Source organism: Nocardia sp. bgisy118 (genome assembly GCF_057708605.1).
Genome location: NZ_JBYISM010000027.1, coordinates 1 through 13,956 on the forward strand (window position 1 = coordinate 1; position 13,956 = coordinate 13,956).

General features: G+C 68.8%; 12 protein-coding genes and 1 tRNA gene. 10 read left to right on the plus strand and 3 right to left on the minus strand.

The genetic code is table 11. The features are described 5' to 3' along the window. Positions 1 to 112: 112 nt before the first annotated feature. A tRNA-Leu gene (locus tag AC3EO7_RS27960) sits at positions 113 to 195 on the minus strand. Between the two features lie 236 nt (positions 196 to 431). On the opposite strand from AC3EO7_RS27960, the gene AC3EO7_RS27965 reads away from it, so the two are divergent. From AC3EO7_RS27965 to AC3EO7_RS28000, 8 genes are all read left to right on the plus strand, one after another. Continuing rightward, a complete protein-coding gene (locus AC3EO7_RS27965; protein WP_435592862.1) occupies positions 432 to 1,868 on the plus strand; it encodes an FHA domain-containing protein in 1,437 nt (478 codons plus the stop codon). 203 nt (positions 1,869 to 2,071) lie between these two features. Then, positions 2,072 to 2,539, plus strand: coding sequence for an FHA domain-containing protein FhaB/FipA (locus tag AC3EO7_RS27970; protein WP_067786390.1), 468 nt, complete (start codon positions 2,072 to 2,074; stop codon positions 2,537 to 2,539). After that, positions 2,536 to 4,041 carry a PP2C family protein-serine/threonine phosphatase gene (locus AC3EO7_RS27975; protein WP_431972452.1) on the plus strand — a complete coding sequence of 502 codons (1,506 nt, stop codon included), beginning with the start codon at positions 2,536 to 2,538 and terminating at the stop codon, positions 4,039 to 4,041. Before AC3EO7_RS27970 ends, AC3EO7_RS27975 begins: the two co-directional genes overlap by 4 nt. Beyond that, the gene (locus AC3EO7_RS27980; protein ID WP_431972451.1) at positions 4,041 to 5,513 is read left to right on the plus strand and encodes an FtsW/RodA/SpoVE family cell cycle protein; all 1,473 of its coding nucleotides are present in this window, start codon (positions 4,041 to 4,043) and stop codon (positions 5,511 to 5,513) included. The genes AC3EO7_RS27975 and AC3EO7_RS27980 overlap by 1 nt, the downstream gene beginning before the upstream one ends. Next, positions 5,510 to 6,976, plus strand: a complete 1,467-nt coding sequence (locus AC3EO7_RS27985; RefSeq protein WP_431972450.1) for a peptidoglycan D,D-transpeptidase FtsI family protein — start codon at positions 5,510 to 5,512, stop codon at positions 6,974 to 6,976. Before AC3EO7_RS27980 ends, AC3EO7_RS27985 begins: the two co-directional genes overlap by 4 nt. A 37-nt stretch (positions 6,977 to 7,013) precedes the next feature. Then, entirely contained in the window at positions 7,014 to 8,525 is a 1,512-nt protein-coding gene (locus tag AC3EO7_RS27990) for a protein kinase domain-containing protein (RefSeq protein WP_431972449.1), read from the plus strand. Continuing rightward, complete coding sequence (gene pknB, locus AC3EO7_RS27995; RefSeq protein WP_431972448.1) at positions 8,522 to 10,429, plus strand: Stk1 family PASTA domain-containing Ser/Thr kinase; 1,908 nt, start codon at positions 8,522 to 8,524, stop codon at positions 10,427 to 10,429. The genes AC3EO7_RS27990 and pknB overlap by 4 nt, the downstream gene beginning before the upstream one ends. A 167-nt stretch (positions 10,430 to 10,596) precedes the next feature. After that, complete coding sequence (locus AC3EO7_RS28000; RefSeq protein WP_431972447.1) at positions 10,597 to 11,016, plus strand: CBS domain-containing protein; 420 nt, start codon at positions 10,597 to 10,599, stop codon at positions 11,014 to 11,016. A 130-nt stretch (positions 11,017 to 11,146) separates the two neighbouring features. Here the strand turns inward: AC3EO7_RS28000 and AC3EO7_RS28005 are convergent, their stop codons facing one another. Then, the gene (locus AC3EO7_RS28005; RefSeq protein ID WP_431972446.1) at positions 11,147 to 12,265 is read right to left on the minus strand and encodes a dihydrofolate reductase family protein; all 1,119 of its coding nucleotides are present in this window, start codon (positions 12,263 to 12,265) and stop codon (positions 11,147 to 11,149) included. Further along, positions 12,262 to 12,906, minus strand: coding sequence for an aminodeoxychorismate/anthranilate synthase component II (locus AC3EO7_RS28010; RefSeq protein WP_435592863.1), 645 nt, complete (start codon positions 12,904 to 12,906; stop codon positions 12,262 to 12,264). Before AC3EO7_RS28010 ends, AC3EO7_RS28005 begins: the two co-directional genes overlap by 4 nt. A gap of 215 nt (positions 12,907 to 13,121) precedes the next feature. Between AC3EO7_RS28010 and crgA the strand changes: the two genes are divergently transcribed. Together crgA and AC3EO7_RS28020 are read left to right on the plus strand one after the other, a co-directional pair. After that, positions 13,122 to 13,385: a cell division protein CrgA gene (gene crgA / locus AC3EO7_RS28015; protein ID WP_431972444.1), complete on the plus strand. Its 264-nt coding sequence runs from the start codon at positions 13,122 to 13,124 to the stop codon at positions 13,383 to 13,385. Between the two features lie 87 nt (positions 13,386 to 13,472). Continuing rightward, complete coding sequence (locus AC3EO7_RS28020) at positions 13,473 to 13,931, plus strand: PH domain-containing protein (protein ID WP_431972443.1); 459 nt, start codon at positions 13,473 to 13,475, stop codon at positions 13,929 to 13,931. The last annotated feature ends 25 nt before the right edge of the window (positions 13,932 to 13,956 follow it).

Sequence of the window (13,956 nt, forward strand, 5' to 3'; positions counted from 1 at the left end):
GGGGGGGAAAACCCCCAGGGTGGGGGGTGGGGGCGCGCGCCCCCACAAAACACCGCGAAACGAGAAAAGGCTCGCGCTCTCAACGAGCACGAGCCTTCTATCGAGTGAAGCGTGGGCGAAGGGGGACTTGAACCCCCACGTCCCGAAGGACACTGGCACCTGAAGCCAGCGCGTCTGCCATTCCGCCACTCGCCCGAGCGACTCCGGAACATTAGCACGGGGCCGGTCGAGAAACGAAATCGGCTGGTCAGTGTGGCTTGTGATGCCCAATGAGCATCACGGGAACCCGCCGGGGTTTCCAAGAGTTACAGGTGTGGAGGATCGTGGATATCATGCAATGAACGTGGTCGTTGCGCGACACGCCATGCGCGTGTGTCGTTGTTATGAAGCTGGGAACGAGATAGGAAGACGCTCACCGAAGGGAGGCCGAGATGGGCATCGTTTCGCGGTTCGAGCGTCGCCTGCAGGGCGCCGTCGGTGACGTGTTCGCCCGGGTCTTCGGGGGCAACGTCGTGCCCCAGGAGGTGGAGGCGGCGCTGCAGCAAGAGGCCGCCGACCACGTCCAGGACTTGGGCGGTGGTCATCTGCTGGCGCCGAACAGCTACGTGATCACCATCAACTCGTCCGACCACCAGCAACTGGACGCCGATCACGACCTCACGACCCGCGCGTTCGCCAAGCATCTCCGGGACTACATCCGCGATCAAGGGTGGCAGACCTATGGCGAAGTACACGTAGCGTTCGAGGCATCACCTACGCTGCACACCGGACAGTTCAGGGCGAGCGGCCGCGTCGATCCGGACGTCGGCCGTCGAGCTGCACCCGCACCAAGCCCGGAACCCACGCCACAACGACCTGCACACCCGCAACCAGGAGCTGGCCCCATGACGCAGAACTCTGGCTACGACCCGAGCCGTGAGCCCGCGGAGTCCGATCCACGCAATCGCGGGTACGCACCTCCGCCCGGCGGGCGGGCAGGTGGTCCCCAGAACGGTGCGTACCGCGACGAGTACGGGCGCGGCTCCGCGCCGTACGGAGCCTCCGAGTACCAGGCACCGGACGCGCAGCAGGCGTACGGCGACTACCAGAACGGTTACGACTACCAGCAGGGCGGCCAGGGGTACGGCGGCGGCCAGCAGCAGGGCTACGCCGACCAGGGGTACGGCCAGCAGGGCGCCGGCTACGGCGACCGCGGCGACCGCGGCGGCTACGGCCAGCAAGGCTTCGGCGATCAGGGCTACGGCGCGCAGGGCTACCAGGAGCCGGGGTACGGCCAGCAGGGCGGCGGCTACGGCGACCAGGGCTACGGTCAGCAGGGCTACGGCCAGCAGCAGGGCTACGGTGACCAGGGCTACGCCGATCAAGGCTATGCCGATCAGGGCTACGGCCAGCAGGGCTACGCCGGTCAGCAGGGTTACGGCCAGCAGGGCTACGCCGAACCCGGCTACGCCGATCAGGGCTACGGTTCCGAGGAGCAGGGCGGCTACGGCCAGGCCTACTCGCAACAGTCCGGCTACAGCGGCCAGCAGCCGGGTTACGCCGCACCGTCGTCGTACAGCGGCGGCGCCGCCACGGGCTCCGGATACTCGGCCACGCTGCAACTGGACGACGGCAGCGGCCGCACGTACCAGCTGCGCGAGGGCAGCAACATCATCGGCCGCGGTCAGGACGCGCACTTCCGGCTGCCGGACACCGGTGTCTCGCGCCGCCACATCGAGGTCCGCTGGGACGGCCAGACCGCGATGCTGTCCGACCTCGGGTCGACCAACGGCACGCTCGTCAACGGCTCCCCGGTCCAGGATTGGCAGCTGGCCGACGGTGATGTGATCCGCGCCGGGCATTCCGAGATCCTGATCCGTATCGTCTGATCCCGTAAGCTCGCGGTGCAGGTCACGACATGGCCCCCACGGAATCGTCGGTCGTATCGTGATCGAAATCGACTGACGGCCCTATGATGCTGCCAACGCGCGCGGCCCCGAACCCGGGGCCGGCAAGCCGAGCAGGCTGTGGGGTGGGTCGAACCGCACCTACGGCACCGACGTACCTACGGTCGAACAGGAGGTGGAACGCCGTGCAGGGACTGATCCTGCAATTGACCCGTGCGGGGTTCCTGCTGCTGTTGTGGCTGTTCGTCTGGGCGGTACTGCGGACCTTGCGCAGCGACATCTACGCGGCCTCCGGCATCCGGATCCAGCCCAGGGCCGCACGCGGTTCCGCGGTGCTGCCTTCCTTCAGCCGAGGCCAGAAGGGCGCCAAATATCTTGTGGTGACTCAAGGTTCACTCGCCGGCACCCGCATCTCACTCGGCACCCAACCGGTGCTGATCGGGCGTGCGGACGATTCGACGCTGGTGCTCACCGATGATTACGCCTCTACCCGACACGCGCGATTGTCCCCGCGTGGTGACGACTGGTACGTCGAAGACCTCGGCTCGACCAACGGCACCTATCTCGACCGCGCGAAAGTCACCACCGCCGTCCGTGTTCCGCTCGGCACTCCTGTCCGTGTCGGCAAAACAGTGATCGAGCTCCGATCGTGACACTCGTTCTCCGCTACGCAGCGCGCAGCGACCGCGGTCTGGTCCGAGGCAACAACGAAGATTCCGTCTACGCGGGCGCCCGCCTGCTCGCACTCGCCGACGGCATGGGCGGGCACGCGGCGGGTGAGGTCGCGTCGCAGTTGATGATCGCCGCGCTGGCGCATCTCGACGACGACGAGCCAGGCGACGACCTGCTCGGCAAGCTCGACACGGCGACGCGCTCCGGCAACGCCGCCATCGCCGATCAGGTCGAGGAGGAGCCCGAGCTCGACGGCATGGGCACCACGCTCACCGCGATCCTGTTCGCGGGCAAGAAGCTCGGGCTCGTGCACATCGGCGATTCGCGCGCCTACCTGTTGCGCGGCGGCGAGCTGGCCCAGATCACCCGCGACGACACCTTCGTGCAGTCGCTGGTGGACGAGGGCCGGATCACGCCCGAACAGGCGCACACCCACCCGCAGCGTTCGCTGATCATGCGCGCACTCACCGGCAACGAGATCGAGCCGACGCTGATCATGCGCGAGGCGCGCGCGGGCGACCGCTATCTGCTGTGCTCGGATGGTCTTTCGGACGTGGTGAGCGACGAGACCATCGCCAACACCATGCGCGAGGGCAGCACCGACGAGTGCGCCGACCGCCTGATCGAACTCGCGCTGCGCAGCGGCGGTCCCGACAACGTCACCGTGGTGGTGGCCGACGTCATCGATCTGGACTACGGCCAGAGCCATCCGATCGTGGCGGGCGCGGCCTCCGGTCAGGACGAGGACACCCCGCCGCCGAACACCGCGGCCGGACGCGCCGCGGCGATGCGTCCGCCGCGCGCCGCGCCGCCGCGCCGGGCCGCGGCGCCGGAACCGCCGCCGCCGAGCAAGTCGCATCGGCTGCGCTGGATCCTGCTCGCGGTCGCGCTGGTGGTCGCCGTCGCCGTCGGCCTGCTGGTCGGCTACAAGATGATCCGCAACAACTACTACGTCGGCGCGGACAACGGCCAAGTCGTGATCATGCGCGGGCTGCCGGGTTCGGTGCTCGGGTATTCGATCCACGACGTCGACACCGTCGGCTGCGTCGACCGAAGCGGCGCGCTGACCATCATGAAGGCCGGATCGGATCTGCCGTCCGGCTGCCGCCAGCTGCGGGTCAGCGATCTCGAGCAAACCGGGCGCGACAAGGTCAACGCGGGCCTGCCGCCCGGGTCCCTCGGCAAGGCCGAGGACCAGATACGGCTGCTCGCCCAGCAGGAACTGCTGCCGCCGTGCCCGGCTCGCCAGACCACCGCGCCGCCGCAGCAGCCCGGTGTACCGCAGCCCGGTGTCGTGCCGCCGGGCGAGCAGGCTCAGGGACCGGTCGCACCGACCACGACGCCGAACCCGGCACCGACCACCGACCAGGGTGACACCAGGGGAACCGACGTCAGTACACCCACCCGGGTGGAGCAGGCGCCGACGTCGACCCCGGCGCAGAACCCCCAGATCTCGGGGGAGAACTGCCGGGTGACGGACTGATGTCCGCACCGGCACCACCGTCCGCGGGGGCCTTCCCCAGTCCCCCGGGCGGGTTCGCTCCAGCGCCGCCACCGTCCACCAGACGCCACGTCGAACTGCTGCTGCTCGGATTCGCCGCACTGATCACGACCGTCTCCCTGTTCCTGGTCGAGGCCAGCCAGGAACAGTCGGTCACCTGGGACATCGCCAAGTACGGCCTGGCCTTCCTCGCCCTGTTCGGCATCGCGCACCTGGCCGTCCGCCGGTTCGCGCCGTTCGCCGATCCGCTGCTGCTGCCGATCGTCGCGCTACTCAACGGTCTGGGTCTGGTGCTGATCCACCGCCTGGATCTGGGCGCCGCGCAGAACGCGGAATTCAACTCGGAGCCGGTGCCGTCGCCCGATGCCAACCAGCAGATTCTCTGGACCGCGCTCGGCATGGTGGTGTTCGTCACGCTGCTGATCGTGCTGCGCGACTACCGCACGCTGGCTCGCTACAGCTACACCCTCGGCCTGATCGGGCTCGTCGCGCTGATGATCCCGGCGCTGCTGCCCGGTGCCTACTCGGAGACCAACGGTTCCAAGATCTGGATCAGGCTGCCGGGTTTCAGCGTGCAGCCCGGCGAATTCGCCAAGATCCTGCTGATCATCTTCTTCGCCTCGGTGCTCGTCGCCAAACGCGATCTGTTCACCACCGCGGGACGGCACATGCTCGGCATGGAGTTCCCGCGCGCCCGCGACCTCGGCCCGATCCTGGTGGTCTGGGTGGTGTGCATCGCGGTGCTGGTCTTCGAGAAGGACCTCGGCACCTCGCTGCTGATCTTCAGCACGGTGCTGGTGATGCTCTACATCGCGACCGAGCGGGTGGGCTGGCTGATCATCGGCGGCAGCCTGCTCGCCATCGGATTCGTCTTCGCGTACCAGTCGTTCAGCCACGTGCGCGTGCGCACCAACACCTGGCTCGACCCCTTCGCGGATTACCACAACACCGGCTACCAGATCTCGCAGTCGCTGTTCGGCCTCGCCACCGGCGGACTCGCGGGCACCGGCCTGGGCAGCGGACGGCCGAATCAGGTGCCCTTCGCCAACACCGACTTCATCGTCACCACCATCGGTGAGGAGCTCGGCCTGATCGGGCTCACCGCGGTGCTGATCCTGTTCCTCATGCTGGTGATGCGTGGCCTGCGCACCGCGATCGCCGTGCGCGACAGCTTCGGCAAGCTGCTCGCCGCCGGGCTCTCGTTCACTCTCGCCGTCCAGCTGTTCGTCGTCGTCGGCGGCGTCACCAAGCTGATCCCGCTGACCGGCCTCACCACGCCGTTCATGTCGTACGGCGGCTCTTCGCTCTTGGCCAACTACGCGTTGCTCGCGCTGCTGATCAAGGTGTCCGACGCGGCCCGCGCCCCGGCGCCGGTGCGCAAGAAGGACCCGGCGCCGATCGCCGACGCACAGACCGAGCTGCTGCGCCGCTCGGAAGCGAGGCCGCAGGAATGAACACTCCCCTACGGCGGGTCGCGGTCGCGGTGATGGTGATGATCGTCGCGCTGCTCGCGAACGCCACCTACGTACAGGTCATCAAGGCCGACGATTACCGCAGCGATCCGCGCAACTCGCGTGTGCTGCTCGACGAGTACTCGCGCCAGCGCGGCCAGATCTCGGCGGGCGGCACCGTGCTCGCCAGCTCGGTCGCCACCGACGACCGCTACAAATACCTGCGCACCTACCCCACCGACCCGAAGGCTTACGCGCCCGCGACCGGCTACTACTCGATTCAGTACGGCAGCGCCGGGCTGGAGCGCTCCGAGGACCAGGTGCTCAACGGTTCGGACAGCCAGCTGTTCGGCCGCAGGCTCGTCGACCTGGTGTCCGGTCGCGATCCACGCGGCGGCAACGTGCTCACCACCCTGAATCCGGTGATGCAGCAGGTCGCCTACGAACAGCTCAGCGCGAAGGGTTACACGGGCTCGGTGGTGGCCATCGAACCGAGCACCGGCAAGATCCTCACCATGGTGTCCACTCCGAGCTACGACCCGAACCTGCTGGCCGGGCACGACGGGGCGCGCACCACCGAGGCGTGGGACACGCTGAGCAAGGATCCGAGCCAGCCGATGCTCAACCGGGCCGTCTCGCAGACCTACCCGCCCGGCTCCACCTTCAAGGTGGTGGTCACCGCGGCCGCGCTGGCCAACGGCGTCGCGACCCCCGACGATCAGTTCACCGCCGCGCCCAACATCACGCTGCCCGGCACCAGCACCACGCTGGAGAACTACAACGGCGCGACCTGCGGCTCCGGCCCGACGGCCTCGCTGAACGAGGCGTTCTTCCGGTCGTGCAACACCGCGTTCGTCGAGCTCGGCGTCAAGGTGGGCGCCGCCAACCTGAAGGACGAGGCCGCCGCGTTCGGCATCGGCCCGCATCGCGGCATCCCGATTCCGGTGGCGGAGAGCACCGTCGGCACCATCGGCGACAACGCCGCGCTCGGCCAGAGCAGCATCGGCCAGCGCGATGTGGCGCTCACTCCGCTGGACAACGCGGTGATCGCCGCGACCATCGCCAACGGCGGAGTGCGGATGGAGCCGTACCTGGTGGATCAACGGCAGGGGCCCGATCTGAGCGTGTTGTCCAAGACGAAGCCGGTCTCGGTCGGCCAGGCGGTGAGCGCCCAGGTAGCGTCTCAGCTGACCACCATGATGGTCGCCTCCGAGGAGAACACCGTCGGATCACGCCAGTCCCGATACACGATCGCGTCCAAGACCGGAACGGCCGAGCACGGCAGCAACCCGCGCAACACGCCTCCGCACGCCTGGTACATCGCGTTCGCACCCGCGCAGAACCCCAAGATCGCCATCGCGGTGATCGTGGAGAACGGCGGCGATCGGGCGCTGGCGGCCACCGGCGGCTCGGTGGCCGCACCCATTGCCAGGGCCGTGCTGGACGCCGGTCTGCAGGGGGGCTGAACGATATGAACGAGCGAGTTGAAGTTCGGGGGCCCCGATGCTGAACAACGGCGCGATGATCGCCGATCGCTACCGCCTGCACCGCCTGATCGCCACCGGCGGCATGGGTCAGGTGTGGGAGGCGCTCGACACCCGGCTGGATCGTAGGGTCGCGGTGAAGGTGCTGAAGGCGGAGTTCTCCGCCGACCCGACCTTCCGGCACCGGTTCCGCACGGAGGCCAAGACCACCGCACAGCTCAACCACCCCGGAATCGCCGGCATCTACGACTACGGCGAGACCTACGACCCGAGCGCTGGCGAGACCGCCTACCTGGTCATGGAGCTGGTGCAGGGCGAGCCGCTCAACACCGTGCTCAATCGGATGGGCAGGCTCTCGGTGCAGCAGGGCCTCGACATGCTCGAGCAGACCGGCCGCGCGCTCGAGGTCGCCCATGCCGCGGGCGTGGTGCACCGGGACGTGAAGCCGGGCAACATCCTGGTGACGCCGACCGGTCAGGTGAAGATCACCGACTTCGGCATCGCCAAGGCGGTCGACGCCAGCCCGGTGACCAAGACCGGCATGGTGATGGGCACCGCCCAGTACATCGCGCCGGAGCAGGCCGTCGGCGAGGACGCGACCGCGGCGAGCGACGTGTACTCGCTCGGCGTGGTCGGCTACGAGGCGCTGGCGGGGCAGCGGCCGTTCAGCGGCGACGGCGCGATCACCGTGGCGATGAAGCACGTCCGCGAGAATCCGCCGCCGATGCCGGAGGATCTGCCGCCCAACGTCCGCGAACTCATCGAGATCACGATGGGCAAGGACCCGAACCTGCGCTACGCCAGCGGCGGCGAGTTCGCCGACGCGGTGGCCGCGGTCCGCGCGGGTCATCGTCCGCCGCCACCCCGGAACGCGGGCTCCGCGGCCGCGTCGTTCGCGACCGGCGCCACCAGGGTGCTGCCGCCCGGCCCGACCGTCATCCTGCCCGCAGGCCAGGCCGACGGCGCGACCGTGCGCTACAGCGCTCCCGCGGCCGCTGCCCTCGGTGGCGCCGCGGGCAGCGCGCCCGCGACCATGATGAACACGGGCGCGTCGAACGGTCGGCCGCCGGGCAAGAAGCCGTGGAACACGACGCAGAAGGCGCTCGCCGGTCTCGGCGTCGGTGCCGTGCTGCTCGGCGGCGCGGCGATCTGGCTGCTGTTCGGCGGCGACACCAACCCGGACCCGGTGCGCGATCCGGTCAGCTCGTCGGTCGCCCCGCCGCCGATCCCGACCACGACGGCGGCGCAGCAGACCACCACCAGGTACGTGCCGCCGCCACCGGTGACCACGACCGAGGAGCCGACGCCGACTACCACCGAGCCGCCGACGACGACTCCGGAACCCACGACGACCACGGCGCCGCCGAGCACCACAGCGCCGAGCACGACAAAGACCACCAAGACGACGAGTCCGAGCACCACCCGCACCTGGTTCCCGACTTTCGACTTACCATTTCCGGATAATCCCGGTGCCCAGGGCCCCGGCCCCACTCGTAGCGCGCCCGCCACTCCTTCACAAGGACCACGATGACGACCCCGAAGAATCTCTCTTCCCGCTACGAGCTGGGCGAGATCATCGGCTTCGGCGGTATGTCCGAGGTACACAAGGCGCGCGACCTGCGCTTGAGCCGCGATGTGGCGATCAAGGTGCTACGCGCCGACCTGGCCCGCGACCCCACGTTCTACCTGCGCTTCAAGCGAGAGGCGCAGAACGCCGCCGCGCTGAACCACCCGGCCATCGTCGCGGTCTACGACACCGGCGAGGCCGAGGTGGACGGCGGTCCGCTGCCGTACATCGTGATGGAGTACGTCGACGGCGACACGCTGCGCGACATCGTGCGCGGCAAGGGTCCGCTGCCGCCACGGCGCGCCATGGAGATCGTCGCCGACGTCTGCGCCGCACTGGATTTCAGCCACAAGGCCGGGATCGTGCACCGCGACATGAAGCCGGCCAACATCATGATCAACCGCGCGGGCGCGGTGAAGGTGATGGACTTCGGCATCGCCCGCGCGCTGGCCGACAGCTCCAACCCGATGACCCAGACCGCGGCGGTCATCGGCACCGCGCAATACCTTTCGCCGGAGCAGGCCCGCGGCGAGACCGTCGACGCACGCTCGGACGTGTACTCGGTGGGCTGCGTGCTCTTCGAGATCCTCACCGGCGAGCCGCCTTTCACCGGTGACTCGCCGATCGCGGTGGCCTATCAGCACGTCCGCGAGGACCCGCGGCTGCCCTCGCACGTGTACTCGGGCGTGCCGCGCGAGCTGGATTCCGTGGTGCTCAAGGCGATGAGCAAGAACCCGGCGAACCGGTACCAGACCGCCGCCGAGATGCGCGCCGACCTGATCCGGGTGCTCGGCGGCCAGAAGCCGAGCGCGCCGATGGTGATGACCGACGAGGACCGCACCACCATCCTCGGCAACAACGAGCCGCCGCCGCGCAGCTTCCGCACCGTCGAGCGCAACGACGACACCGCCGAGCAGGAACCCGCCGAACCGGGCGGCCAGCGCCGCACCGCGTATCTCGCGCTCGGCGCGGCGGCCGCGCTCGCCGTGGTGTTCGCGCTGTTCTGGGTGCTGATCGGTCCGGGAAGCAAGCCGGATCAGGTGGCCGTGCCCGATCTGTCGAACAAATCGCTGGCGCAGGCGCAGGACTCGTTGCAGAAGCTCGGCTTCACGGTGGCCATCCAGCAGAAGCCGGACAGCAAGGTCGCCAACGGCAACGTCATCTCGACCCAGCCGCTCGGCGGTTCCCGCATCGACGAGGGCAGCACGGTCACCGTGCAGGTCTCCAGCGGACCCAAACAGGTGCAGGTGCCTCGGCTGGACGGTCTGACCGTGCAGCAGGCCGAGCAGGAGCTCAACGCCGTCGGCCTGCGCATGGACCCGAGCGTGGTGCGCAAGGAGTCGAGCGCACAGGACCTGGACAAGGTGATCGGCACCGAGCCCTCCGCGGGCGCACGGGTCGACGTCGACCAGGCGATCGTGGTCTGGCTCGGCAAGGGACCGGAGAAGGTCAGGGTGCCCAGTCTGGTCGGTCAGGACATCAGCGTCGCCCAGCCGAACCTGGTGGACAGCGCCGGTTTCAAGATCGTCATCGAAGAGGTGCAGTCCTCGAAGCCGAAGGGCGAGGTCATCGCGACCAGCCCGGCGGGCGGCACCAACGCCGACAAGGGTTCGACGGTGACCGTCCAGGTGTCCAGCGGCGATCAGATCAGCATGCCGTCCCTGGTGGGTCTCACGCCGTCGCAGGCGGTGGAGAAGCTGCGCCAGAGCGGCTGGACCGGCAGCACGAGCCAGATCGGCCAGAACACCACCGGCACCTTCGACGCGGGCAGCGTCGGGCGGATCGTCAACCAGCAGCCGTCACCCGGTTCGTCGATCTCCAAGACGAGCACGATCACCATCACCACCGGGGTGCTGGGCCCGCCGTGATTCCGAGCCCGCCGTGATTCTGGGCCCGCCGTGATTCCGGGTCCGCCGTGATCCGGATTCGCACGGCGCGATCGTTATCGGAAAGTCGCGACCGGTCGGTGTGATCGGCGCGAGAATGGGGCTGCTCCATCCGAACCAGCAATCAGCATGGAACAGGAGGCAGCCCCATGACCACTGCCAGGGACATCATGAAGCCCGGCGCTCAGTGGATATCCAAGAACGAGACGGTCGGCAAGGCGGCGCGCATCATGGCCGAGCTGGGCGTCGGATCGCTCGTCATCGCGGACGAGAAAGAACGGATGTGCGGCATCATCACCGACCGCGACATCGTCGTGAAGTGCGTGGCCCAGGGCCGCGCGCCGACCGACACCCGCGCGGCCGAACTGTGTGAGGCGACCCCGCGCTGGGTCTCGGCCGATGCCGACGTCGAGGTAGTGCTCGAGGAGATGGAGAGCCATCGCATCAAGCGCATGCCGGTGGTCGAGAACAAGAAGCTGGTCGGCATGATCAGCGAGTCCGATCTGGCCAGGCATCTCGACGACAACCAGCTCAGCGAGTTCGTGACGGCGGTCTACGGCCGGCCGTGATCGAGTAGCGACCCGTCGTCCGGAGCCGCAGACTCCCGGGCGGCGGGCGGACGCGAAACGTTTCGGCTCGTCACGTTCACCCTTACGGCCGTCCTGCGGATCCCTCCGCCGACGGCGCGGTGGCTCGCTGCTACGACAGGTCCAAGTGCCGGTTCATCGACATGGCCTCGTCAGCGAGGTCGGGTAGTTCTATCACCTCGACGCCGTGCTGCCGCAGTTTCTCCACGCCCACGCAGTTCACCACGAACGTCGTCGGCTCACGCCAGGCGATCACCACGCGCGGGATCCCGGCCCGCAGGATGCGCTCGGTACACGGCGATCTGGTCGCCGTCGCGCGCTGCGAACAGGGTTCCAGGGTGCTGTAGATCGTCGCCCTCGCCAGTCGCGGATCGTCGGCGGACAACTTGTTCAGCGCGGATTCCTCGGCGTGCGCCTTCTCGTCGGTCTCGCGCGAATATCCCGCGGCGATCTCGACGCCGTCGGCCACGATGACCGCGCCGACCGAGAACGCGGTGTCGCTCGGCGGGCACTGCCGCGCGAGCTCGATGGCTCTGCGCAGGAATCGGTGGTCGGCATCGTCGGGGCGCAGGAGGTAGCGCAGCACCGCGATGTCGCCGACCTGCTCGACACCGGCGAGCGTTCGGCGCAGGGTCGAGCCGCCGGGGAAGCGAGCGTCGGCGAGAAAACGCGGCGCGGCCGAATCACCCACCACGATCGGCGCGACGGCCAGCTGCAGTTCGTCGGCCAGGTCGGCCGCGAGGAAGGCCGTGTGCATTCCGGTACCGCCCTCGACCATCAGGCGTTCGATGCCGCGCTCGCCGAGATCGTCCAGCAGCGCCGCGAAGTCGATCTCCGCGCCGAGCGCGACCACCTCGGCGATGCCTGCGAGGTGGTCGGCCAGCCTGGCGGCGCCGGAATCGGTGGTGTAGACGAGTTTCTTCCCGCCGTGGTGCCAGAAGTTCAGCTCTCGGTCCAGGTCGCCGCGCGCGGTGACGGTGACCTTGAGCGGGAACTCGGGCTTGCCCTGCGCCTTGCGCGCGGCGCGGCGCTCGGCGCTGTTCACCAGGAGCCGCGGATTGTCACGGCGCAGGGTCTCGGCGCCGACCAGGATCGCGTCGGATTCGGCGCGTACCCGGTCGACGCGATCGAAATCCGCCGCGTCCGAGAGCAGCAGCCGATCGGGACCGGCGTCGTCGATGTAGCCGTCCAGGCTGACCGCCACCGACAGCAGCACGTACGGCCTGGTCACTGCAGCACCAGTGCCGCGACCTCCGCCTCGAGCAGCTCGACCAGACCCTCGGCGGGCCGCTCGCCGCAGATCTCGAGCCAGTTCGCCAGCATCCGGTGCCCGCCCTGGGTGAGCACCGATTCGGGATGGAACTGCACGCCGTGGATGGGCAGGGTGCGGTGCCGCATGGCCATCACGATCCCGGATTCGGTGCGGCCGAGCACCTCGATGTCCTCGGGCAGGGTGTCCTCGAGCACGGTGAGCGAGTGGTACCTGGTCGCCGTGAACGGGTCGGGCAGGCCGGCGAGCACGCCCGCGCCGATGTGGAACACCGAACTGGTCTTGCCGTGCAGCAGTTCCGGCGCACGGGTGACGGTCGCGCCGAACGCCTCGCCGATCGCCTGGTGCCCGAGGCAGACGCCGAGCAGCGGGGTGTTGCTGCGGGCGCAGGCGTGCACCAGGTCGATGCTGGCGCCCGCTCGGTCGGGGGTGCCGGGGCCGGGGCTGATCAGGACGCCGTCGTAACCGGCGATCGCGGCGTCCACGTCGGAGAGCTGCGGATCGTCGTTGCGCCAGACGACCGCGTCGACTCCCAGCTGGCCCAGGTACTGCACCAGGTTGAAGACGAAGCTGTCGTAATTGTCGACGACCAGAACACGCATGGTTCGAGATTACGTGGCGACACGGCAGGCCGTCGCATCCATTACCAGTTGGGATAGCCTAGGAGGAACACCGGAGGGCGTCCGAGCCTCGCCCGGGCCGTCCGCGCTGTCGCCGGAACGGTGGCCGCGGCGACCGAGCTCGGTGCGGTCGACTGAACGCACAGAGAACTGAATTAGCCCCCGGTACCGACCTGCACGCCGAATACGAGGACGTCATGCCCAAGTCGAAGGTCCGTAAGAAGGCCGACTACACGATCAACCCCGCCAGCCGGATCCCGGTGAAGGTGAAGGCGGGCCCGTCGCCGGTCTGGTATGTCGCGATCATGCTCGGCTTCATGCTGGCCGGGCTGGTCTGGCTGCTGGTGTACTACCTGGCCGCCGAGCAGATCAGCTGGATGAACGACCTCAACGCCTGGAACTTCCTGATCGGCTTCGGGCTCATGGTCGTCGGCCTGATCATGACCATGCGGTGGCGCTGATCCGCTTCGGGATTACAGACGTGTCATTCATGCACACCTGTGGATGACCCTGTGGACAACTCGAGGACCGATTGGGGAGAGTGCCGCGTGAACCCTGAATCCCCCTCTGTGGAGCCCCGTCTCGCATGGGCCACGCCAACCGCCGCGCTCGTCGCGGTGGCGGTCGGCGGCGTGATCCTGGCCGGTGCGGCGATCTTCGCCGCGGATGCCGCGAGCCGCCTGCTCATCGGCTTGGCCGCGGCGGGCCTGCTCGCCCTGGCCGGCCTGGGTTTTCGACAGCGACCGCGACTGTCGATCCAGACCGGCGACGAGCCTCGGCTGGTGGTGCGCGGGCTGCTCGGCCCGGCCGAGTACCGGCCCGACCAGATCATCAAGGCGCGGGTGGTGAGTTACCGCCGCCTCGGCCGCAAGTCACCGATGCTCGAGATCGACGTGCGGCACGAGGGCGAGGAGCGGCTGTTGATCTTCGGCCGCTGGGATCTCGGCACGTCGCCGGAGACCGTCTTCGAGGCGCTCATCGCCCACCGGATCGCGTACCTGCGCTAGCCGCGATCCGCGGGTGCGGGTGCGC

Coding starts and splice junctions, on each gene's coding strand:
- AC3EO7_RS27965 (WP_435592862.1), top strand. CDS start 432: ATGGGCATCGTTTCGCGGTTCGAGCGTCGCCTGCAGGGCGCCGTCGGT.
- AC3EO7_RS27980 (WP_431972451.1), top strand. CDS start 4,041: ATGTCCGCACCGGCACCACCGTCCGCGGGGGCCTTCCCCAGTCCCCCG.
- AC3EO7_RS27985 (WP_431972450.1), top strand. CDS start 5,510: ATGAACACTCCCCTACGGCGGGTCGCGGTCGCGGTGATGGTGATGATC.
- AC3EO7_RS27990 (WP_431972449.1), top strand. CDS start 7,014: ATGCTGAACAACGGCGCGATGATCGCCGATCGCTACCGCCTGCACCGC.
- pknB (WP_431972448.1), top strand. CDS start 8,522: ATGACGACCCCGAAGAATCTCTCTTCCCGCTACGAGCTGGGCGAGATC.
- AC3EO7_RS28000 (WP_431972447.1), top strand. CDS start 10,597: ATGACCACTGCCAGGGACATCATGAAGCCCGGCGCTCAGTGGATATCC.
- AC3EO7_RS28010 (WP_435592863.1), bottom strand. CDS start 12,906: ATGCGTGTTCTGGTCGTCGACAATTACGACAGCTTCGTCTTCAACCTG.
- crgA (WP_431972444.1), top strand. CDS start 13,122: ATGCCCAAGTCGAAGGTCCGTAAGAAGGCCGACTACACGATCAACCCC.